Genomic DNA, 20,982 nt, shown 5'->3' with positions numbered 1-20,982 from the left:
CTCACAAGCGTTCGAAGGAGCGGCGCAGCTCCCAGTCGGTCACCGCGGCGTCGAAGGCGTCCAGTTCGACGCGGGCCATGTTGCGGTAGTGCGCGACGACCTCGTCGCCGAAGGCGGCCTTGGCGATCGGGCTGTTCTCCCAGAGCTCGGCGGCTTCACGCAGGGTGGTCGGCACGTGCTCGAACCCGGCGGTGTAGGCGTTGCCCGAGCAGGCCTCGGGAAGCTCCAGCTTCTGCTCGATGCCGTGGAGCCCGGCCGCGACCAGACCGGCCACCGCGAGGTAGGGGTTGACGTCGCCGCCTGGCAGCCGGTTCTCGAAGCGCATGGAGCGGCCGTGGCCGACCACGCGCAGCGAGCAGGTGCGGTTGTCGTAGCCCCAGGCGACGGCCGTCGGGGCGAAGGAGCCCGGCTGGAACCGCTTGTAGGAGTTGATGTTGGGGGCGTAGAGGAGCGAGAAGTCGCGCAGTGCGGCCAGCTGTCCGGCGAGGAAGTGGCGCATGACCTCCGACATGCCGCCCTCGTCCTGCGGGGAGCCCGCCATGGCGTTGTTTCCGGCCGCGTCCGCCAGCGAGAGGTGGATGTGGCAGGAGTTGCCCTCGCGCTCGTTGTACTTGGCCATGAAGGTGATCGAGACGCCCTCCTGGGAGGCGATCTCCTTGGCCCCGGTCTTGTAGACGGCGTGCTGGTCGCAGGTGACCAGGGCGTCGGCGTAGCGGAAGGCGATCTCGTGCTGGCCGGGGTTGCACTCGCCCTTGGCGGACTCGACGGTGAGTCCGGCGGCGGCCATCTCGTTGCGGATGCGGCGCAGCAGGGGCTCGATGCGGCCGGTGCCGAGCACCGAGTAGTCGATGTTGTACTGGTTGGCCGGGGTGAGCCCGCGGTAGTTCGCGTCCCACGCCTGCTCGTAGGTGTCCTTGAAGACGATGAACTCGAGCTCCGTGCCCACCTGGGCGGTGAAGCCGTGCTCGGCGAGGCGCTCCAGCTGGCGGCGCAGGATCTGGCGGGGGGCGGCGACGACCGGGGAGCCGTCGGTCCAGGCGAGGTCGGCGACCAGCATCGCCGTGCCGGCGTTCCAGGGGACGCGGCGGAGTGTGGACAGGTCGGGGTGCATGGCGAAGTCGCCGTAGCCGCGGTCCCAGGAGGACATGGCGAACCCGTCGACGGTGTTCATGTCGGTGTCGACGGCGAGGAGGTAGTTGCAGCCCTCGGTGCCGTGGTGGAGGACCTCGTCGAGGAAGAAACGGGCGGCGAACCGCTTGCCCTGGAGCCGCCCTTGCATGTCCGGGAAGGCCAGGACGACAGTGTCGATCTCACCGCCGGCGACGAGGGTGTGCAGCTCCTCGACGCTGAGCGGGGGTGTGCGGTCTGCCACGGGAAAGCCTCCTTCGGCTTCTTCGGTCAGCCGGAAGCCATAAGGTATTGCGGAGAACCATTGCTTGGGAAGGGGGCACGGCCATATGGCGGCGGACGCTGACGGCGGCGGCCCGGACGACCGGCTGACACCGGTGCTGCGCCCGGTGCGGGCGGGCAACGGCTTCGAGGAGGCCCTGGAGCAGATCCTCCAGGTCGTACGGCTCGGCCTGGTGAAGGGCGGGGAGCGGCTGCCCGCGGAGCGGGAGCTGGCGGAACGGCTCGGGATCAGCCGGGTCACGCTGCGCGAGGTGCTGAAGGTGCTCCAGGACCAGGGGCTGGTGGAGTCGCGGCGCGGCCGGTACGGCGGAACGTTCGTCCTGCCGCGTACCGACGCGGGCGGCGAGGACGAGCTGCGGCGGCGCATCGCCGAGGTCGACATCGAGGACGTGCTCCGCTTCCGGGAGGTCCTCGAGGTCGGTGCGGCGGGGCTGTGCGCGACGCACGGGCTGTCGAGCGAGCAGGGAGGGCGACTGCGGGACGCGCTGGCCGCGACGCAGGACGCGCCGCTGTCCGAGTACCGGCGCCTGGACACGCTGCTCCACCTCACGCTCGCCGAGCTGTGCGGTTCGCCTACGCTGACCGCGCGGTACGCGGCGGTACGCGCCTCGGTGAACGACCTCCTCGACTGCATCCCGCTCCTGGTGCGCAACCTGGAGCACTCCCAGCGCCAGCACACCGCGCTGGTCGAGGCGGTCCTCGACGGGGACGCGGACGGGGCGCGGGAGATGATGCGGGAGCACTGCGCGGGGACGGCGGCGCTGCTGCGGGGGTTCCTGGCGTGAGGAGGAGACCTGCCATGCGGGAAAGGTTTGGCGGAAGTCCATTGAGAGGCCGGAGGGACACATGTCGGGCAGGCCGCTGATCGGTGTCAGTACGTACCTGGAGGCCCGGGCGCGCTGGGGCGTGTGGGAGCTGGAGGCGGCGCTGCTGCCCGCCGGGTACCCGCGGCTGGTGCAGCTCGCGGGCGGGCTGGCCGCGATGCTCCCGCCGGACGCCCCGGAGCACGCCCGGGCGGCCGTAGCCCGCCTCGACGGCCTGGTGATCGCGGGCGGCCCGGACGTCGAGCCGGTCCGCTACGGCGCGCGGGCCGACCCCCGCACCGGGCCGCCCGCCCGTGCCCGGGACGCCTGGGAACTCGCCCTCATCGAGGCGGCGCTGGCCGCGCGGATCCCGCTGCTGGGCATCTGCCGGGGCATGCAGCTGCTGAACGTCGCCCTGGGCGGCACCCTCGTCCAGCACATCGACGGGCACGCGGAGGCGCCCGGGGTCTTCGGCCGGCACCCCGTGAAGCCGGTCCCCGGCACGGTGTACGGCGACATCGTCCCGGAGGAGACCTCGGTGCCCACCTTCCACCACCAGTCGGTCGACCGTCTGGGCACGGGCCTGGTCGCCTCGGCGCACGCGGCGGACGGGACGGTGGAGGCGGTCGAACTGCCGGGTTCCCCCTGGGTGGTGGGTGTGCAGTGGCATCCGGAGATGGGCGAGGACGTGCGGGTGATGCGGGCGCTGGTCGAGGCCGCTTCCTCGTAGCGGAAGCCCCGGCAGCGCCCGCTCATCCCCGCGTCAGCGACAGCAGTTCCCTCGCCGGTCCCACCGGCCGGTGTCCCGTGGGCCACACCGCCCGCAGATCCCGGGCCAGCGAGACGTCCGCCACTGGCACGCTCACCAACCGCCGCATCGCCAGCTCCTCCCGCACGGCCAGCTCGCTCAGCACCGCCGGGCCCGCCCCGCTCACCGCCGCCGCCTTCACCGCCGTGGTGGACGACAACTCGATCAGCGGACGCGCCAGGCCGCCCAGCGCCCTGTCGAGGACCTGACGCGTACCGGAGCCCTTCTCCCGCAGGATGAGCGGCGTCACCGCCAGCTCCGACGCCTCCAGGGCACGGCGACGGCGGGCCCACGGATGCCCCGGCGCCGTCACCACGATCAGCCGGTCGTGGGCGATGACCACCGAGTCCAGGCCGGTCGGGACACTGAGCCCCTCGACGAACCCCAGGTCCGCCTCGTCCGACAGCAACCGCTCCGCCACCGCCGCCGAGTTGCCCGCGAGCAGCGACACCGCGGTGTCCGGCCGCTGGGCGCGCAGGGCGAGCAGCCAGCCCGGCAGCAGGTACTCGGCGATGGTCATGCTCGCCGCCACCCGCAGCCGCGAGTCCCGCCGATCCCGCAGTGCCTGCGCCCCCGCGTCGAACGCCTCGGCCGCCTCCACGATCCGCCGGGCCCAGTCCGTGACGAGCGCCCCGGTGTCGGTGAGCCGGGAGCCGCGCGGCGAACGGTCCACCAGCGCCACACCCAGTTGGCGTTCCATGGAGCGGAGCCGGCTGCTGGCCGCCGGCTGCGTGATGCCCAGCTCGCGCGCGGCCTGGCCCAGACTTCCGAGCCGTGCCACCGCCAGCAGCAGTTCCAGCGCCCCGAGTTCCGGCACCCGGTGCGACAGCGAGCCGCCCACCTCGTACCGGGAGTTCTCCTGTTCCGCATCGCCGCTCATAAAGACAGCTTATGTCCTCATAGAGGCATACTCCCTGGTAGCGGCCCATCACCGGCGAGACGGTGGACACATGGTCACCGCAGCCCGGCCCCTCCCGCGTGCCACCGCACACTCGCCGCGCGCCCTCGCCGTCCGTCACCTCGGGCCGAACTGGTACGCCTGCGTCATGGGCACCGCCATCGTCGCCACCGCCGGAGCCGCCCTCCCCCTGCCGGTCCCCGGCCTGCGTGCCGCCTGCGCCGGCGTCTGGGCCTTCTCGGTGGCGCTCCTCCTCACCCTGCTCTGCGCCCGGGCCCTGCACTGGAGGCACCACCGCGACCAGGCCCGCGCCCACCTCCTCGACCCGGCCACGGCTCCCTTCTACGGCTGCCTCGCCATGGCCCTGCTCGCCGTCGGTGGCGCCACCCTCACCGTCGGCCGGGACTGGATCGGCACCGAGGCGGCGGTCGCCGTCGACGCCGTGCTGTTCACCGCCGGAACGGTCGTGGGACTGACGGCCGCCGTCGCCGTGCCGTACCTGATGGCCGTACGCCATCGCCTGGAGGTCGGACAGGCGACGCCCGTGTGGCTGCTGCCCGTCGTCGCGCCCATGGTGTCCGCCGCGCTCGGGCCGCTGCTCGTGCCGCACCTGCCGCCCGGTCAGCCGCGGGAGACCCTGCTGTTCGCCTGCTGCGCGATGTTCGGCCTGAGCCTGCTCGCGACCCTGGCGATGCTGCCCATGGTCTTCGCCCGGCTGGTCGCCGGCGGGCCGCTGCCCCTCGCCCTCACCCCGACCCTGTTCCTGGTGCTCGGCCCGCTCGGCCAGTCCACGACCGCCGCCGGCAACTTCGCGGACGTGGCGCCCGGAGTCGTACCGGCTCCGTACGGCGAGGGATTCGGTGTCTTCGCGGTCCTCTACGGCGTTCCCGTCATGGGCTTCGCCCTGCTGTGGTTCGGGCTCGCCGCCGCGCACGTCCTGCGGGCGCGGCGGCAGGGCATGGGCTTCGCGATGACCTGGTGGGCGTTCACCTTCCCGGTGGGCACCTGCGTCACGGGCGCGGAGACGCTGGCCCGGCACACCGGGCTGCTCGCCTACGACTGGCTCGCCGTCGGCCTGTACGGCGTCCTCGTCGTCGCCTGGGCCACCGCCGCCGTGCACACCGCGCGCGGTCTGCTCAGCGGCTCGCTGCTCGCAGCGCCTCGCCCAGCACCCGCGGCGCCTCGGCCAGCGACGGTCCGTACCACGTCAGGTGCCGCCCGCTGACCAGCGCGCACGGCAGGCCGGGGAAGGCCTCGGGGCCGTCGTCGGCGGTGAAGCGGTAGGGCTCGTCGGGGAGGACGACGACGTCCGGGGCGGCGGCCCGCAGGTCCTCGACGGGGATGCGCGGATAACGCTCCGCGTGTCCCGCGTACAGGTGGTCGACGCCCAGGCGGGCCAGGACGTCGCCCGCGAAGGTGTCCCGGCCCAGGACCATCCACGGCCGACGCCAGATCGGGACGACCGCTGTCCTGCGGTGCTCGGGCGGCCGTAGCGCCGACCACGCCTCCTCGGCGTCGTCCAGCCAGCGCGGGCGGCTCCTCGCCCCGCAGGCGCGCAGCACGCGCTGGAGTTCCGCCAAGGCCTGCGGCACGTCCCGCACCTCGGTCACCAGCACTTCGACACCCGCCTCGCGCAGGGCGGTGAGGTCGGGGGCGCGGTTCTCCTCCTCGTTGGCGATCACCAGGTCGGGGGCGAGGGCGAGGATCCGGTCGACGCGCGGGTTCTTGGTGCCGCCGACTCGGACGACGTCGAGGCCGGCGGGGTGCGTGCACCAGTCGGTGGCGCCGACCAGGGTGCCGGTCTCGGCCACGGCCTCCGTGAGCGACGGGACGAGCGAGACGGCCCTCACTGGCGCGGTCGGTCCTGGACCGCCTCGACGTGCTCGGCCACGGCGACGACGACCACGCGGGTGTCGGCCACCGTCGCCCGCCAGCGGTGCCGGACTCCACCGGTCAGGTACAGGGTGTCGCCGCGGCCGAGGCGGTAGGCGCGGCCCTCGGCCTCGATCTCGACGCCGCCGTCGGCGACGTACATCAACTGGTCGTTGCGGTACTGGAATTCACGGCCCGCGTCGTGGTCGCCGGTGAACTCCGAGGCGTGCATCTGGTGGTGACCGCGCACCAGGGAACGCACCCGGGGTTCGAGCGGCAGAGCCTCGGTCTCCTCGAGGCGCACGACGTCGACACTGCACGCCGGGTCGGCGGCGGCGAGCAGTTCGACGGCGGTGGTGCGCAGGGCGTCGGCGACCTTCTCGAGGGAGCTGCGGCTGGGGCGCGCGCGTTCGTTCTCGATCTGGCTCAGGAACGGGACCGACAGCCCGCTGCGCTCGGCCACGACGGCGAGGGTGAGCTCCAGCGCCCGGCGCCGACGCCGTACGGCCGCGCCCACCCGAAGGGGCTGTTCTTTGTGGTCGCCCATCGCTCCGGCTCCCTCCTCGGCTCGTCGGTCCGCATCCCCTGTGCCACGGCTCGGACTCACTGCTTTTGATGACTTCTCTGCACCCTACGCATGTTCGGCAAACCGTTTCATGCGGCCGCCACATCGACGACACACCGTATGTCACGGGACCTCACAGATCGCGCCAGTGGATCGGCTCCCCGCGGTCGCCGGGCACGGTCGTGTCCCGCGTGGCGAAGGGGCCGACCGGCAGGCCGTACGTGGGTCGCGGCCAGAGCCGGGTAGCTCTGTGTGATTGGCCGGATCCCGCCCGTGGGCGAGGGGTTCCGGACATGGCCCGAGGGACGGGCCTCACCACACGCTGTCAGGACGCGTGGGGAGGCCCGCCCCTCGGGCGGCTTCGGTGCGGCGGTTACCGCGGGGTCATCCGGTCGACCATGTCCGGGTGCTCCTTCAGCCAGGCGGCGACCGCTTCCTCCTCCTGGCCCTGGCCGCGCTTGTTGATCTCGGCCTCCAGGCTGCCGAGTTCGCCCTCGCTCATCTTGAAGTTCTTGATCCACTTCGTGAGCTGCGGGTACTGCCCGGGGAACTTCTCGTTGGAGATGGTGCGGATCGTGTTGCCCTCGCCGAAGAACTTCTTGTCGTCCTTCAGCTTGGTGAGGTCGTACTGGCTGTACGCCCAGTGCGGCGACCACAGGACGACCGCGACCGGCTCCTTCTTTGCGTAGGCGCGCTTGAGCTCGGCCAGCATCGCCGGCGTGGAGCCGTCGACGACCTCGTACTCCTTGTCGAGGCCGTAGCCGGGCAGCACCTTCGTCTTGAGCAGGTTCATCTCGCCGGTGCCCGGCTCGATGCCGATGATCTTCCCGTCGAAGAGGCCGGCCTTGCCCTTGAGGTCCTCGTAGGACTTGACGCCCTTGACGTACGAGGGCACCGCGACCTCCAGCGAGGTCGGCTCGTACCAGGTGCCCAGGTCCGCGAGTCTGTCCTTGCTCTTGTCCCAGTAGTTCTTCTGCGCGTACGGCAGCCAGGCGTCGAAGTTGAGGTCGAGGTCACCGGAGGCGAGGCCCGTGTAGACCGGGCCGACGTCCATCTGCTTCAGGTTCAGCTGGTAGCCGCGCCGCTCCAGGACGTTCTTCCACAGGTAGGTGACGGCGATGTCCTCGTCCCAGGGGAACCAGGCCACGTCGATGGGGTTCTTGGCCTCGGCGGGGGTGGCGCCGGCGCCACCCGCGACCGGGGCCAGCTTGTCGACGACGCCCGGGTTCTTCTTCAGCCAGGCACGGACGGCGTCCTGCTGCTTGCCCTCGCCCGCCTTGTTGATCTCGGCTTCGAGGCCGGTGAGCTGCTTCTCGTCCATCGTGAAGTTCTTCAGCCACTCACCGACGACCGGATTGTCGTTCGCGAAGCCCTTGCGGGCGACCGTGTGCACGCCGTCGCCCTTGCCCCAGGCGCCCTTGGGGTCCTTGAGCTTCTTCAGGTCGTAGTCGCTGTACGCCCAGTGCGGCGACCACAGCGTGACGACGATCGGATCCTTCTTGCTGTAGGCCCGCTTGAGCTCGGCCAGCATCGCCGGCGTGGAGCTGTCGACGACCTGGTACTCCTTGTCGAGGCCGTACTCCTTGAGGACCTTGCTCTTGAGCAGGCTCATCATGCCGGCGCTGGACTCGATGCCGGTGATCTTCCCGCCGAAGGTGGCGGCCTTGCCCTTGAGGTCCTCCAGCGAGTCGATGCCCTTCATGTAGGAGGGCACGCTCAGCTCCAGGGAGGTCTGGCCGTACCAGGCACCGAGGTCGTCGAGCTTGCTGCCGTACTTCTTCCAGTACTGCTCGTGGGTGGTCGGCAGCCAGGCGTCGGTCTGGAAGTCCACGCTGCCCTGGGCGAGCGAGGTGTAGAGCGGGCCGGCGTCGAACTGCTTGGTGTCCACCTGGTAGCCGCGCTCCTCCAGGATCTCCTTCCACAGGTAGGTGGAGGCGACGCCCTCGTCCCACGGGATGTAACCGATGGTGATCTTCTTGCCCTGGCCGACGTCCTTGCCGTCGGCGACGGCCGTGGAGCCGCCCGTGCTGCCACCGAAGATGCCCATGCCGCCCGCCACGAGGGCGAGGACGACGATGCCGACCACGGCGATCTGCGGGCGCGGCCGGTACGACCAGACCTTCACGCCCTGCGCGGCGCGTGCCCTGGCGGCGGCGCGGCGGCCCAGCGGGGAGACGTGGACGCCCAGGGCGCTGGTCATGCGGTCGAGGTAGATCGCGAGGATCACGATGGCGAGGCCGGCCTCGGAGCCGAGGCCGATGTTGAGCTGGCCGATGGCCTGGTTGACGTCCCCGCCGAGGCCGCCGGTGCCGACCATGCCGGCGATCGCGGCCATGGACAGGCCCAGCATGATGACCTGGTTCACGCCGGCCATGACGGTGGGCAGTGCGAGCGGCAGCTGGACGCGCAGCAGTGTGTCGCGCGGGGTGGTGCCGAACGCCTGGGCGGCCTCGACCAGTTCCTTGTCGACCTGGCGGATGCCCAGCTCCGTCATGCGCACGCCGGGAGCGAGCGCGAAGATCAGGGTCGCGACGATGCCCGCGGAGGCGCCGGTGCCGAAGAACAGGATCGCCGGGATGAGGTAGATCATCGCGGGCAGCGTCTGCATGAAGTCCAGCACCGGCCGGACCAGACCGCTCACCCGGTCGGAGCGCGCCGCCCAGATGCCCACCGGAACGGATATCACCAGCGCGATGAGGGTCGCGACGAGAACGAGCGACAGGGTCACCATCGCGTTGTCCCACAGTTCGAGGGAGTCGATGAAGGCGAATCCCGCGAAGGTGAGGACACCGGCCAGCGTGCCGCGCAGCCAGAACGCGAGCACGGCGAAGATGCCCGCGAGGATCAGGGGTTCGGGCGCCTGGAGGACGGCGTTGATGCCGTCGTAGGTGCCGGTGAAGACGGTCTTGAGGAAGTCGAAGAGCCAGGCCATGTGGCCGAGCAGCCAGTCGACGGCGTCGTTGACCCAGTCGCCGAGCGGAATCCTAGGCACGGGACACCACCTTGTCCCCACCCTTGTCCCGGGGGGAGTCGCAGGCCACGGGGGCGCCCTGCTCGTCGCCGAGGAACCCGACGAGCCGCTGTCTCGGTACGACGCCGACGGGTGCGCCGTGCGCGTCCAGAACCGTGACGGGGTGGGACAGGCGGGCGCTGATCGCGCACAGCTCGGTGAAGGGGGTGTCGGGCGTCGCGGTCTCGCATCCGCACCGGCCCTCGTCGCCGCGCACGTCCGTGTCCATCACGGCGGACGCGGTCAGGACGCGGGAGCGGTCGACGTCCTGGATGAAGGAGGCCACGTAGTCGTTCTCCGGGCGGATGAGGATGTCCTCGGCCGTGCCGTTCTGGACGATGCGGCCGTCGCGCATGACGGCGATGCGGTCGCCCAGCCGCATGGCCTCGTTGAGGTCGTGGGTGATGAAGACGATCGTCTTCTTCAGGGTCTGCTGGAGCTGGAGGAGCTGGTCCTGCATGTCCCGGCGGATCAGCGGGTCGAGCGCGCTGAAGGACTCGTCCATGAGCAGCAGGTCGGCGTTGGTGGCGAGGGCGCGGGCCAGGCCCACGCGCTGCTGCATGCCGCCGGACAGTTCGTCGGGCCAGGACTTCTCCCAGCCGTCCAGGCCGCACATGGCCAGCGCCTCGGCGGCACGCGCCTCACGCTCGCGGCGGGGCACGCCCTGGACCGACAGGCCGTAGGCCGCGTTCTCCAGGACGCTGCGGTGCGGGAAGAGCGCGAAGTGCTGGAAGACCATGCTGATCTTCTTCGCGCGGACCGCGCGCAGGTCGCGGTCGGAGAGCGCGGTCAGGTCGTCGCCGTCGAAGCGGACACTTCCCGCGGTCGGCTCCAGGAGGCCGTTGAGCATGCGCAGCAGCGTGGACTTGCCGGATCCGGACAGGCCCATCACCACGAAGATCTGGCCCGGTTCCACGGTGAAGGAGGCGTCGATCACCGCGGCTGTGGTGCCGTCGGCACGCAGTTCCTCCCGGTCGGCGCCCTGCCGGAGCCGTTCGACTGCTTCGTCCGGTCGTCTGCCGAACACCTTGTAAAGCGCTTCGGCCTCAAGTCTGGATGACACGCGTACCTCTTGTCTCGACGGCCAGGAACGCGGAGGCGAAGGGCCACTGACAGTTGAATGCGCAACCAGCATCGCTCCGGAAGCCGCACCTGCCCTGGCCGGTACGGGTCAAACGCGCAGGTGGTCCAGTTCACAGGACGTTTACGCACGGTAAGCGCTGCGTCGCCGACACGTCTCTGTGGGTGGCGTACGGCATGATGCGTGGCGTGACCGGACGACTGATGCTCCTCGACACCGCCTCGCTCTATTTCCGCGCCTACTTCGGCGTGCCGGACTCCGTGAAGGCCCCGGACGGCACGCCGGTGAACGCCGTGCGCGGGCTTCTGGAATTCATCGACCGCCTGGTCAAGGACCACCGCCCCGATCACCTGGTGGCCTGCATGGACGCCGACTGGCGCCCCCACTGGCGGGTCGAGCTGATCCCCTCCTACAAGGCACACCGCGTCGCCGAGGAGCACCCGGTGGGCCCCGACGAGGAGGAGGTGCCGGACACGCTCTCCCCGCAGGTGCCGGTCATCGAGGCCGTCCTCGACGCGCTGGGCATCGCGCGCGTGGGCGTGGCGGAGTACGAGGCGGACGACGTGATCGGCACGTTCACGGCGCGGGCCGAGGGCCCGGTCGACATCGTCACCGGCGACCGCGACCTGTACCAACTGGTGGACGACGGACGCGGGGTGCGCGTGCTGTACCCGCTCAAGGGCGTCGGCACGCTGCAGCTGACGGACGAGGCGTGGCTGCGGGAGAAGTATGGGGTCGACGGCAGGGGGTACGCGGATCTTGCGCTGTTGCGCGGCGACCCCAGCGACGGCCTGCCGGGGGTGCCCGGCATCGGCGAGAAGACCGCGGCCAAGCTGCTCGCCGAGTTCGGCGACCTGGCCGGGATCATCGCCGCGGTGGACGACCCGAAGGCGAAGCTCACGCCGACACAGCGCAGGCGCCTGGACGAGTCACGGCCGTATCTGGCGGTGGCGCCGAAGGTCGTCAAGGTCGCGGACGACGTTCCGCTGCCGGATGTCGACACGGCACTGCCGCGGGTGCCGCGCGATGCGGTGGCGCTGAAGGAGCTGGCGGCCCACTGGGGGCTGGGTGGATCATTGCAGCGGCTGCTCGCGACGCTTGTCGCGTAGGCGGTGCTCCGGGGGTCGAGGTCTTCTTGAAGAGGTGTTTGCTTACCAACCTCTCATGTGGGGGGTGTTCACTGGGAGGAAGTGCTAACTTAGGTAAGCCTAAGCAAAGGGAACTGGGAGGCCGCCATGGCAGAACGACCGGGACGACAGCCGCGGAAGCCCCACTTCGCACAGGTCGTCCGGACCGAACGGCTGACCCCGCACATGCAGCGCGTCGTGCTCGGCGGCGAGGGGCTGGCCGACTTCGCCCCGGACACCTGCACCGACCACTACGTGAAGCTGCTGTTCCCGGCGGATGGCGTGACCTACCCCGAACCCTTCGACTTGCAGCGGATCCGCGAGGAGTTCCCGCGCGAGCAGTGGCCCGTGACCCGGACCTACACGGTCCGCGCCTGGGACCCCCAACACCGCGAACTGACGCTGGACTTCGTGATCCACGGCGACGAGGGCCTGGCCGGACCGTGGGCCCTGCGTGCCCAACCGGGTGAAACCGTGTGGTTCATGGGCCCCGGCGGCGCCTACGCCCCCGACCCGACCGCCGACTGGCATCTGCTCGTCGGTGACGAGTCCGCGCTGCCCGCGATCGCCCGTTCGCTGGAGGCGCTGCCCGCCGGCGCCCGTGCCCACGCCTTCATCGAGGTCTCCGGTCCGGAGGAGGAGCAGAAGATCGACTCCGATGTGGAGGTCGTCTGGCTGCACCGCGGCGAGGGCCGCATCGGCGACGCGCTGACCGAAGCCGTACGCGCCCTGGAGTTCCCGGAGGGCCGCGTGCACGCGTTCGTGCACGGCGAGGCGCACTTCGTGAAGCAGCTGCGCCATCTCCTGCGGGTCGAGCGGGCCGTCGCCCGCGAGGACCTGTCGATCTCCGGCTACTGGCGGCTCGGCCACAACGAGGACGGCTGGCAGGCCTCCAAGCGGGACTGGAACGCGCGCATCGAGGCGGAGCAGGAGGGGGCGGCACCCGCCGCGTGACACGTCGACGTCAAGGGCGGCCCGTGCTGGAGCACGGGCCGCCTTCGCGTTGTCCGGCGGAACCGCATCCCCGTCGACAGGCAGGGCACCCATACCCACGACACGCGACATATCGCGACCTACCGAGTGCGGCAAGAGCGTGAGGACTTGGGCCCGCTACAGATACGGCGACGTCATGCGGGCGAAACAGCACCTCCCTAATTTCTGTCACCCGACAGGAATTCCGCTCCCTGCGTCGAAGGCAGGTGCCGCCGTGACGACCACCACCCCCTCCGAGGTACGCCCCGATCCACCGCACTCCCCCGACGACCGCTCCCTCACCGAGTTCGGCTACCGCCAGGAACTGCACCGCAGCCTGGGCCGGTACGCGTCCTTCGCAGCCGGGTTCTCCTTCATCTCCGTCCTGACGACCGTCTTCCAGTTCTTCGCCTTCGGGTACGCCTTCGGCGGCCCCGTCTTCTTCTGGACCTGGCCGGCGGTACTGGTCGGGCAGCTGATGGTGGCCGCCTGCTTCGCCGAACTGGCCGCCCGCTATCCGATCTCCGGCGCCATCTACCAGTGGTCGTCGCGTCTTTCGAACCTCACCTTCGGCTGGTTCGCCGGCTGGATCATGGTGATCGGGCAGATCGTGGTGGTCGCGGCCGCGGCACTGGCCCTGCAACTGGTGCTGCCGGCGATCTGGTCCGGCTTCCAGCTGATCGGCACCGACTCGGCGATCACCTCGGCGGACGGCGCGGCCAACGCGGCCGTCCTCGGCGTGATCCTGCTGTCACTGACCACACTGGTGAACATCCTCGACAACCGCGTGATGTCCGTGATCAACCGCGTCGGCGTCACCGCCGAGATCATCGGTGCGGTCCTGATCGTCGTCCTGCTGCTGACCCACTCCGAGCGCACCCCCGGCATCACCTTCCACACCGAGGGCGCCGCCCAGTCCGGCCTGCTCGGGGCCCTGCTGGTGGGCTCGTTCGCGGCGGCCTACGTGATGATCGGCTTCGACAGCGCGGGCGAGATGAGCGAGGAGACGCACCATCCGCGGCGCACCGCGCCCCGCACCATCCTCGTCGCGCTCGGCGCGGCCGGCCTGCTCGCCACGCTGATCGTCCTCGGCGGCCTGCTCGCCGCCCCCAGCCTCACCGACGGGCGTCTGGCCGTCGACGGCCTGAGCTACGTCCTCACCAGCAGCCTGGGCGACGGCGTCGGCCGCGTCCTGCTGGCCGACGTGGTGGTGGCGATCGCCGTGGCCACCCTGGCCATCCAGACGGCCGCCTGCCGGATGCTGTTCTCCATGGCCCGCGACGGCCAGCTCCCCTTCTCCGGCCGCCTCGCCAAGGTCAACCCGCGCACGGGCATGCCGAGCGCCCCGGCCCTGGTGGTCGGCGTCCTGGCGGCGGCCCTGCTGCTGCTCAACTTCGCCTCCCCGGATGCCTTCCTGGCCATCGGCACCACCTGCATCGTGATGCTGTACCTGGCGTACGCGATGGTCACCGGCCCGCTCCTGGTCCGCCGCCTGCGCGGCGAGTTCGGCGCCGAGGGCGCCGAGGCCACCGACGAGACGGGCGCCCGCCTCTTCTCGCTCGGCCGCTGGGGCGTTCCCGTCAACGCCCTCGCCCTCCTGTACGGCCTGTTCATGACCGTCAACCTCGCCTGGCCGCGGGCAGCGGTGTACGACCCGGCGGGCGGGCACTGGTACTTCCAGTGGTTCACGGTGCTGTTCCTCACGGTCACCGTGGTGATCGGCGTGGTCTACCGGGCGTACAAGGCTCGTGCGGCACTGGCGGAGGTGCCCGAGGCGGTCGCGGCGTAACACCCCGCCCGGTCGCGGCGTACACGCTTACGCTTGCCCGTGATGACACGCAGCCGCCGGATCCCGCCCTCTCCCCTGCCGCAGCGCGAGGGGGTGGATCCGGTGCGGGTGCGGCTGCCCGTCGAGGGGCCGTGGGCCACCGTGCGCGCCCACCTGACGGAACGGCTGTCCGGAGCGGGCGCCGGTGTGGTCGACGGGCTGTTCGACGCCGGGCGGGTCGTCGGGGCGGACGGGCGGGCGGTGGCGCCGGACGCGGCCTTCGTGCCGGGGATGTTCGTGTGGTTCCACCGGGACCTGCCGGCCGAGGTGCCGGTGCCGTTCCCGATCGAGGTGGTGCACCGCGACGAGCACATCGTCGTCGCCGACAAGCCGCACTTCCTGGCCACCATCCCGCGCGGCAGCCATGTCACCGAGACCGCGCTCGCCCGGCTGCGCAGGGAACTGGACATCCCCACGCTCGGCGCCGCGCACCGGCTGGACCGGCTCACCGCCGGGCTGGTGCTGTTCACCGTACGGCCCGAGGAGCGCGGCGCGTACCAGTCGCTGTTCGGCGACCGCTCGGTGCGCAAGGAGTACGAGGCGGTGGCGCCGTACGATCCCTCGCTCGTCCTGCCCCGGACCGTGCGCAGCCGGATCGTGAAGGAACGCGGGGTGCTGGCCGCCTACGAGGTCGAGGGCGAGCCGAACGCGGTCAGCCGCGTCGAACTGGCCGAGCACGGCGGTCCCGGCCTCGGCAGGTACCGGCTCACTCCCGCCACCGGGCAGACCCACCAGCTGAGGGTCCACATGAACGCCCTCGGCGTGCCCATCGTCGGCGACCCGCTCTACCCGGTGGTGACCGGCCCCGTGCCGGCCGGTGACTTCCGGCGTCCGCTCCAACTTCTGGCGCGGAGCCTGGAGTTCACCGATCCGGTCACGGGGGTGGCGCACCTGTTCCGGAGCGCGAGGACTCTTCAGGCCTGGTCCTCGTACGACGAGTGGGCCGGTCAGTAACCGCGCCACCAGCGCACGAAGCGCCGCCAGGCGCCCATCGGCCGGACCGGCTCCGGTGTCGGCGCGGGCGGCTGCGGCGGGGCCGCGACCGGCTGGGGCTGGGGCTGGGCCACGGCCGCCGGAGCCGGCTCCGGCGGGTGGGTGCCGACCTGCCAGTTGGACCGCTGGGAGGGAACCGCGGCGTGGCCGGGCTTCTCCTTCACGTCCTGCTGCGGCTTCGGGGCGAACCGCACGGGCAGTTCCGCCAGGTGGCGCGAGGCGATCGACTCGGCCCAGCTCAACTGTTCCTCGTCGCAGTCGAGTTCGACGTCCGGCAGTCGCATCAGCAGCGCGTCGACGCCGGTGTCGGCGATGGCGCGGCCGATGTCCTGGCCGGGGCACTCGTGCGGTCCGCCGCCGAAGGCGAGGTGGGAGCGGTTGCCCATCATGTTGGCGGACAGGTCCGGGCGTACTCGTGGATCGATGTTGCCCGGCGCGATGCCGAACAGCATGCCGTCGCCCTTGCGGATGCGCCGGCCGCCCAGCTCCGTGTCCTGCTTGGCGAAGTACGCGAGGACCGTGCTGATCGGCGGCTCGTCCCACAGGGACTGCTCCACCGCCTCGGGAACCGTCATCTGGCCGCCGCTGAGCTGGGCGCGAAAACGCGGGTCGGTGAGCACCATGCGCAGCACGTTGCCGATGAGGTTGACCGTGGACTCGTAGGCGGCGAAAAGGACGAGACGCAGGTGCTCCCTGACCTCGTCGTCGGTCAGACGGGCCGGGTGGGTGATGAGGTGGCTGGTGAAGTCCTCCTCGGGCTGGGCGCGGCGCCGGGCGGTGAGCCGGCTCAGCGCGTCCATGACGTAGCCATGGCTGGCGATCGCGGTCTCGGTGCCCTTGAGCGCGTCGCGGGCCGCCTGCACGAGCCGCTCGCTGTACTCGTCGGGCATGCCGAGGATCTCGCACATCACGGCCATCGGCAGGTGCTCGGCGAACTCGCTGACGAGGTCGGCCGTGCCCTGTTCGCAGAAGCGGTTGACGAGCCGCTGGGTGTGGCGGTTGATGTGCCGGCGGATGCCCCGGTGGTCGATGGTCGAGATGGCGCCGTTGACCGCGCCGCGCAGCCTGAGGTGCTCGTCGCCCTCGGCGTGCGAGGCGATGGGCTGCCAGGCGATGTGCGGCATGAGCGGGTGGTCGGGCTTGACCATGCCCTCCTGGAGCGGGGTCCAGATGCGGCTGTCCCGGCAGAACTGCGAGGGGGTGCGCAGCATGTGCAGGTTCTCGGTGTGGCCGAGCACCACCCACATCGGTACGTCGTCGTGCAGCAGCACGGGTGCCACCGGGCCGTGCTCCTCCCGGAGTTGCTCGTACAGGGACCCGAGGTCCTCCGCCTCGGGTCCGTAGAGCCGGTGCAGTCCGCCGGGTCCGCGGCCGTGGGCGGGGCAGCCGGGCGGCGGGCCGAGGGAGGGGTCCGTACCGGTCAGGGAGTGGGATTCAGGCGTCACAGTGGTTGCTCCGAAGGGGATCCGGTGTCCGTGTCTGTCTGCGGGGCCGGGTCTGGCTGGGAAGCCGTGTCCGGCGTGGGAGCCGTATCCGGCCGGGGCCGGCTGGTCGCGGCGGGTGCGCGGTCATCGTCGTAGCGAGCCCGTCGTCGCGAGGGAGTGCAAAAAGCGCATCAGGGTCATCAGGGTGTCCCGGCTGGAGGCGCGGCGGCGCGCGTCGCACTCGATGATGGGGATGTCCGGGCTCAGGTCGAGTGCCGTGCGCAGTTCCTCGACGGGGTAACGGGGCGCGTCCGGGAAGGAGTTGACGGCGACCACGAACGGCACGCCGCGCTCCTCCAGGCGACCCATGACGTCGAAGCTGACCTCGAGCCGGCGGGTGTCGATCAGCACGACCGCGCCGAGCGCGCCCTCGAACAGGCCGTTCCACAGGAACCAGAAGCGTTCCTGGCCGGGGGTGCCGAAGAGGTACAGCACGAGCTGGTCGGTGATGCTGATGCGGCCGAAGTCCATGGCCACGGTGGTGGCCGTCTTGGTGTCGGAGCCGTAGTTGTCGTCGACTCCGACGCCGGCCTGCGTCATGGTCTCCTCGGTGGTCAGCGGTCTGATCTCGCTGACCGAGCCGACCATGGTCGTCTTGCCGACCCCGAAGCCGCCGACGATGACGATCTTCACCGCGGCCTCGGCGGTGTGCGGGAGGTGGTCCTCGGTTCGTGGACCCGTGATGGTGTCAGAGCTTTTGAAGTCCATGCATCACCGCTTCGAGGAGGGAACGGTCGGCCAGCGCCTGGCGGATGATCGGGGCGCGGACCGTCACCAGTTCGGCCGCCACCAGCTCGGTGAGCAGGACGGTCACCACGCTGAACGGCAGGCTGAGATAGGCCGACAGTTCGGCCACGGACAGGGGGGCGGTGCACAGCCGGAGCAGCGCCGCCTGCTCGGGCGTGGCGGAGAGCGGTGGGTCGGCGCGCGCCACGATTAACGTGACCAGGTCGAGCTCGACGCGCTCGACGCCGTCGGGCCCGGTGATCACGTACAGCCGCTCGGGGTTCTTCTTCGGCCCCTCCGGGGGTTGCTGTTCCTCCTGGAGGGGTTGCGGAACCGCTTCTGACTTGGGGAATCGCCGCTGGCGCTGCGGAGGAGTCATACGGTCTGGCCGTTGCGCCTGGGCGGGCTGGTGAGGTGCGCGCCGATCCGGATGACCAGGTCGCTCATGCGGGAGCTCATGAAGCCGGGTTCGGCGCGCACGTCGGAGAGCACCGCGAGGTAGGCGTTGGCGCCGGCGGCCATCAGGTAGAAGTAGCCGCCGTTGATCTCGATGAGCACCATCTTCATCTCGCCGTCGCTGCCCGGGATCTCCTGGGCGACGGCGGTCGCCAGGCTCTGCAGGCCGGCGCAGGCCGCGGCGACACGGTCGGCGGTGTCCGGGTCGCCGCCGTGGCGGGCGATGCGCAGGCCGTCGGCGGACAGCACCACGATCATCTGGATGCCCGGTACGCCTTTGGCGAGGTCCGTGAGCATCCAGTCGAAATTGCCTCGCTGCTGGATCACTTGAGGTTCCCCTCGTCGTCGGCCTCGACGTGGGCCGGTTCATTGGTCGGCTGGGTGGATGCGGTGGTGCCCGGGCGCTTGAGTCCGTCGAAGAACGCCTGGACCCACAGGCCCGGCGGGGGCTCGGGCGCCTTCGGCTCGGGCTCGGGCTCGGGCTCGCGCTTGGCGGTCGACCAGATGGTCGGCCGGCCCTCCCGTTCTGCCTGTTCGATGGCGGCCTGTTCGGCGTACCTCTGGGTGAGCGAGGTCTTGACCCGGCTGCGGCGCTGCGGCAGGCCGCCCGCGGTCCACTCGGTGACCTCGGGGACGTCGTCCTCCAGGGAGAGCGCGGCCGTGAACTTGGGGCTGGTGGGGCGGCGCTTCTTGACCGTGCGCTTGGGGCCCGGGAGGGCGCCGAGGTCGACCTGGGGCACGGCGGTGGCGCCGATGCCGTGGGCGAGTCCGACGCCGGGCTCGGAGGTGAGCATGTCGCTCGGCACGACGAGGATCGCGCGGACACCGCCGTACGCGGAGGCGCGCAGCGACACCTGCATGTCGTACGTCTTGCAGAGCCGGCCGACGACGGCGAGGCCCAGGCGCGGGGACTCGCCGAGGTCCTCGAGGTCGAGGCCCGCCTTGGCGCGTTCCAGCATGCCCTCGGCCTTGGCGCGGGTCTCCTCGCTGAGGCTGACGCCCGCGTCCTCGATCTCGATGGCGACGCCGGTCTGCACCTCGGTGGCGGTGACGTGGACCTTGGTCTGCGGCGGGGAGTAGCGGGTGGCGTTGTCGAGGAGTTCGGCCGCGGCGTGGATGACGGGCTCGACGGCGGTGCCCTTGACGTTGACCTTGGCGATCGAGGAGAGGTCGATGCGCCCGTACTCCAGGATCCGGGACATGGCACCGCGCAGCACGCTGTACAGCGCCACCGGTTCGGGCCACTGACGACCGGGCCGGCCGCCGCCGAGGACGGAGATGGAGTCGGCGAGCCGGCCGATCAGCGCGGTGCCGTGGTCGATGCGCAGCAGGTCGTCGAAGACCTCGGGGTTGCGGCCGTGGTCCTCCTCCATCTCGCGGAGTTCACTGGCCTGCTGGTGGACGATCGCCTGGACGCGGCGGGCGATGTTGACGAAGGAGCGCTGCGTGGAGTCGCGCAGGACTTCTTCCTGGTCGACGATCTTGAGCACGGTCTTGATCAACGACACTTGCGCTTCGGGGAGGTCGCTCCACGCGGGGTTGATCAGGCCGAGGTCGCGAATCACCTCCAGGGGTGTATTTCCACGGCGCAGTCGGTCCAGCGCGGCCGGCGCGATCTCTTTGGCGAGGCGTGTCATCTCCTCGTCGTGGGCGGCGATCCGCCGTTCCAGATACGCGGTGTGACGGGCGTGGTCCGTCCGCAGGTCCCGCAGTGCGCGGCGGCGCCGCGTCGCGTCGGCCGCCGTCACGATCACCAGCAGCGTGGCGACGGCTCCGCACAAGCCGACGGCCACCCGGGCCGGCTCCGTCACCACGGCGACGGCGGCCCCGGTCACCGCGGCCATCACTATGGCGGGCAGCAACAGCACGCGTGCGTAGGGGAGTTCGCGTCGACCTGGAGGAGATTGAACACTCACCATGTGGGCCCTCTGAAACAAATCGGCTGGGAGTCTGGGGAGCTTGCAGGGGGGTTTGTCATGGATCTGTCGGGATCTTCGGTATGTTTGGGAACAAGCGCACGAATACATCTCAACTCGGTGCGCTGCGGGCGAGCTTAGTCCGACCGGATCATCGCCGTGTCATATTCAGCAAGCACCTGAAACGGGACGGAGGAGAGGAGTACCCTCAGCCCCATTTACACGCTGAGGATTCATTCGCACACCGTGCGTCACGGCGTACGGGCATACGAAAACACCCACCGTGACGAGTGAAGTGCCCCTGGCGGGAGCGGTGCGAAGAGCTCAGACTCCCGCGATGCGCAGCGCGGCGTCCGCCGTGGCCTCCGCGAACGCCGACACCGGGCGCTCGGGGTCGGAGCGATGGACGAGGATGACGCCCTCGATCAACCCGAACACCAGGTCCGTACGCAGATCGAGCTCACTCTTGGCGAGCGCACCGCCCGCCGCGGTGGCCGCGAGCAACTGCCGGTAGGCGTCCTTGAGTTCGGCGCGCACGGCGTGGAAGCCGGCGAACCCCTCGGTGCGCACCTCGGGCAGCAGGTAGAGGACGCCGAGGTTGTGCGGCCCACCGCACAGCACCTCCACGTCCGCGCGGCACAGCTCCCACAGCCGGCCCTCGGCCGGGGTGGCGTCGTCGGCGAGGAGCTCGCGGGCGTACGCCAGCGAGGGCGTGACCGTGGACTCCAGAAGCTCGGCGAGCAGCCCCTCCTTGCCGGAGACGTAGTGGTACATGGACGCCTGCCGCATGCCCGCGCGCTCGGCGAGGGCACGGGTGGAGGTGGCCGCGTAGCCGAGCGTGGTGAACAACTCCGCGGCGGCGGCGAGCAGTTCCTCGCGCGGTTCGAGACCACTGTCCGGCCGCTGCGCGGCCCGCGGCCTGCCGACCCGTCGGCTCCGGTCTGCACCTGCTGTCCCCATGCGTTCGATCCTCGCACACGCGCGCCCGCGGTGATCTTCGTGAGGGCCCGGTAACCGAGCGGCAACGACGCGG

At 70.9% G+C, this 20,982-nt stretch carries 19 protein-coding genes; 7 read left to right on the top strand and 12 right to left on the bottom strand.

Translation table 11 applies throughout. The annotated features are described in order from the left end of the window. Position 1: 1 nt before the first annotated feature. Entirely contained in the window at positions 2-1,372 is a 1,371-nt protein-coding gene (locus ACFWWR_RS23460; protein WP_383864922.1) for a glutamine synthetase family protein, read from the bottom strand. Positions 1,373-1,457: 85 nt separating this feature from the next. Between ACFWWR_RS23460 and ACFWWR_RS23455 the strand changes: the two genes are divergently transcribed. Next, positions 1,458-2,195, top strand: coding sequence for a FadR/GntR family transcriptional regulator (locus ACFWWR_RS23455; protein ID WP_383864924.1), 738 nt, complete (start codon positions 1,458-1,460; stop codon positions 2,193-2,195). Between the two features lie 61 nt (positions 2,196-2,256). Further along, the gene (locus tag ACFWWR_RS23450) at positions 2,257-2,943 is read left to right on the top strand and encodes a gamma-glutamyl-gamma-aminobutyrate hydrolase family protein (protein WP_383864927.1); all 687 of its coding nucleotides are present in this window, start codon (positions 2,257-2,259) and stop codon (positions 2,941-2,943) included. Between the two features lie 22 nt (positions 2,944-2,965). Here ACFWWR_RS23450 and ACFWWR_RS23445 read toward each other — a convergent pair whose 3' ends face one another. Continuing rightward, the gene (locus ACFWWR_RS23445; RefSeq protein ID WP_383864930.1) at positions 2,966-3,901 is read right to left on the bottom strand and encodes a LysR family transcriptional regulator; all 936 of its coding nucleotides are present in this window, start codon (positions 3,899-3,901) and stop codon (positions 2,966-2,968) included. Between the two features lie 70 nt (positions 3,902-3,971). On the opposite strand from ACFWWR_RS23445, the gene ACFWWR_RS23440 reads away from it, so the two are divergent. Next, on the top strand, positions 3,972-5,144 hold the full coding sequence (locus ACFWWR_RS23440) for a TDT family transporter (protein ID WP_384305089.1): 1,173 nt from the start codon (positions 3,972-3,974) through the stop codon (positions 5,142-5,144). Here the strand turns inward: ACFWWR_RS23440 and ACFWWR_RS23435 are convergent. The 4 genes from ACFWWR_RS23435 to ACFWWR_RS23420 form a co-directional block, all read right to left on the bottom strand. Beyond that, a complete protein-coding gene (locus ACFWWR_RS23435; RefSeq protein WP_383864935.1) occupies positions 5,056-5,769 on the bottom strand; it encodes a helical backbone metal receptor in 714 nt (237 codons plus the stop codon). The two genes, ACFWWR_RS23440 and ACFWWR_RS23435, sit on opposite strands and share 89 nt — an antisense overlap. Next, the gene (locus ACFWWR_RS23430) at positions 5,766-6,338 is read right to left on the bottom strand and encodes a helix-turn-helix domain-containing protein (RefSeq protein ID WP_383864938.1); all 573 of its coding nucleotides are present in this window, start codon (positions 6,336-6,338) and stop codon (positions 5,766-5,768) included. The genes ACFWWR_RS23435 and ACFWWR_RS23430 overlap by 4 nt, the downstream gene beginning before the upstream one ends. Positions 6,339-6,729: 391 nt before the next feature. Further along, positions 6,730-9,348: an ABC transporter permease/substrate binding protein gene (locus ACFWWR_RS23425; protein WP_384305086.1), complete on the bottom strand. Its 2,619-nt coding sequence runs from the start codon at positions 9,346-9,348 to the stop codon at positions 6,730-6,732. Then, entirely contained in the window at positions 9,341-10,429 is a 1,089-nt protein-coding gene (locus tag ACFWWR_RS23420) for a glycine betaine/L-proline ABC transporter ATP-binding protein (RefSeq protein ID WP_383864943.1), read from the bottom strand. The genes ACFWWR_RS23425 and ACFWWR_RS23420 overlap by 8 nt, the downstream gene beginning before the upstream one ends. Before the next feature lie 221 nt (positions 10,430-10,650). Between ACFWWR_RS23420 and ACFWWR_RS23415 the strand changes: the two genes are divergently transcribed. The 4 genes from ACFWWR_RS23415 (at position 10,651) to ACFWWR_RS23400 (ending at position 15,328) form a co-directional block, all read left to right on the top strand. Next, entirely contained in the window at positions 10,651-11,556 is a 906-nt protein-coding gene (locus ACFWWR_RS23415) for a 5'-3' exonuclease H3TH domain-containing protein (protein WP_383865070.1), read from the top strand. 126 nt (positions 11,557-11,682) lie between these two features. Then, positions 11,683-12,528 carry a siderophore-interacting protein gene (locus ACFWWR_RS23410; protein WP_383864946.1) on the top strand — a complete coding sequence of 282 codons (846 nt, stop codon included), beginning with the start codon at positions 11,683-11,685 and terminating at the stop codon, positions 12,526-12,528. A gap of 253 nt (positions 12,529-12,781) precedes the next feature. Continuing rightward, positions 12,782-14,335 (top strand): amino acid permease, encoded by a 1,554-nt coding sequence (locus tag ACFWWR_RS23405; RefSeq protein WP_384305083.1) that lies wholly within the window; start codon positions 12,782-12,784, stop codon positions 14,333-14,335. A gap of 42 nt (positions 14,336-14,377) precedes the next feature. After that, on the top strand, positions 14,378-15,328 hold the full coding sequence (locus tag ACFWWR_RS23400) for an RluA family pseudouridine synthase (RefSeq protein ID WP_383864951.1): 951 nt from the start codon (positions 14,378-14,380) through the stop codon (positions 15,326-15,328). Here the strand turns inward: ACFWWR_RS23400 and ACFWWR_RS23395 are convergent. The 6 genes from ACFWWR_RS23395 to ACFWWR_RS23370 form a co-directional block, all read right to left on the bottom strand. Next, on the bottom strand, positions 15,322-16,812 hold the full coding sequence (locus ACFWWR_RS23395) for a cytochrome P450 (protein WP_383864954.1): 1,491 nt from the start codon (positions 16,810-16,812) through the stop codon (positions 15,322-15,324). The genes ACFWWR_RS23400 and ACFWWR_RS23395 overlap by 7 nt on opposite strands. A 123-nt stretch (positions 16,813-16,935) precedes the next feature. Beyond that, positions 16,936-17,559 (bottom strand): ATP/GTP-binding protein, encoded by a 624-nt coding sequence (locus ACFWWR_RS23390; protein ID WP_383864957.1) that lies wholly within the window; start codon positions 17,557-17,559, stop codon positions 16,936-16,938. Further along, positions 17,540-17,956: a DUF742 domain-containing protein gene (locus ACFWWR_RS23385; RefSeq protein WP_383864960.1), complete on the bottom strand. Its 417-nt coding sequence runs from the start codon at positions 17,954-17,956 to the stop codon at positions 17,540-17,542. Before ACFWWR_RS23385 ends, ACFWWR_RS23390 begins: the two co-directional genes overlap by 20 nt. Further along, positions 17,953-18,360, bottom strand: a complete 408-nt coding sequence (locus ACFWWR_RS23380) for a roadblock/LC7 domain-containing protein (RefSeq protein ID WP_383864963.1) — start codon at positions 18,358-18,360, stop codon at positions 17,953-17,955. The genes ACFWWR_RS23385 and ACFWWR_RS23380 overlap by 4 nt, the downstream gene beginning before the upstream one ends. Continuing rightward, positions 18,357-19,952: a sensor histidine kinase gene (locus ACFWWR_RS23375; protein ID WP_383864966.1), complete on the bottom strand. Its 1,596-nt coding sequence runs from the start codon at positions 19,950-19,952 to the stop codon at positions 18,357-18,359. Before ACFWWR_RS23375 ends, ACFWWR_RS23380 begins: the two co-directional genes overlap by 4 nt. A gap of 321 nt (positions 19,953-20,273) precedes the next feature. Next, the gene (locus ACFWWR_RS23370) at positions 20,274-20,909 is read right to left on the bottom strand and encodes a TetR/AcrR family transcriptional regulator (protein ID WP_383864969.1); all 636 of its coding nucleotides are present in this window, start codon (positions 20,907-20,909) and stop codon (positions 20,274-20,276) included. Positions 20,910-20,982: the final 73 nt, after the last annotated feature.

The organism is Streptomyces sp. NPDC058678 (assembly GCF_042714835.1).
Classification (GTDB): domain Bacteria; phylum Actinomycetota; class Actinomycetes; order Streptomycetales; family Streptomycetaceae; genus Streptomyces.
The sequence above is the reverse complement of the archived record's forward strand: the minus strand, read 5'-3'. Positions and strand labels throughout refer to the sequence as shown.

Excerpts from the sequence above, each read along its gene's own strand:
- ACFWWR_RS23455 (WP_383864924.1), top strand. The coding sequence starts at position 1,458 with ATGGCGGCGGACGCTGACGGCGGCGGCCCGGACGACCGGCTGACACCG.
- ACFWWR_RS23430 (WP_383864938.1), bottom strand. The coding sequence starts at position 6,338 with ATGGGCGACCACAAAGAACAGCCCCTTCGGGTGGGCGCGGCCGTACGG.
- ACFWWR_RS23375 (WP_383864966.1), bottom strand. The coding sequence starts at position 19,952 with ATGGTGAGTGTTCAATCTCCTCCAGGTCGACGCGAACTCCCCTACGCA.
- ACFWWR_RS23445 (WP_383864930.1), bottom strand. The coding sequence starts at position 3,901 with ATGAGCGGCGATGCGGAACAGGAGAACTCCCGGTACGAGGTGGGCGGC.
- ACFWWR_RS23410 (WP_383864946.1), top strand. The coding sequence starts at position 11,683 with ATGGCAGAACGACCGGGACGACAGCCGCGGAAGCCCCACTTCGCACAG.
- ACFWWR_RS23440 (WP_384305089.1), top strand. The coding sequence starts at position 3,972 with ATGGTCACCGCAGCCCGGCCCCTCCCGCGTGCCACCGCACACTCGCCG.
- ACFWWR_RS23415 (WP_383865070.1), top strand. The coding sequence starts at position 10,651 with ATGCTCCTCGACACCGCCTCGCTCTATTTCCGCGCCTACTTCGGCGTG.
- ACFWWR_RS23450 (WP_383864927.1), top strand. The coding sequence starts at position 2,257 with ATGTCGGGCAGGCCGCTGATCGGTGTCAGTACGTACCTGGAGGCCCGG.
- ACFWWR_RS23390 (WP_383864957.1), bottom strand. The coding sequence starts at position 17,559 with ATGGACTTCAAAAGCTCTGACACCATCACGGGTCCACGAACCGAGGAC.
- ACFWWR_RS23385 (WP_383864960.1), bottom strand. The coding sequence starts at position 17,956 with ATGACTCCTCCGCAGCGCCAGCGGCGATTCCCCAAGTCAGAAGCGGTT.
- ACFWWR_RS23370 (WP_383864969.1), bottom strand. The coding sequence starts at position 20,909 with ATGGGGACAGCAGGTGCAGACCGGAGCCGACGGGTCGGCAGGCCGCGG.
- ACFWWR_RS23400 (WP_383864951.1), top strand. The coding sequence starts at position 14,378 with ATGACACGCAGCCGCCGGATCCCGCCCTCTCCCCTGCCGCAGCGCGAG.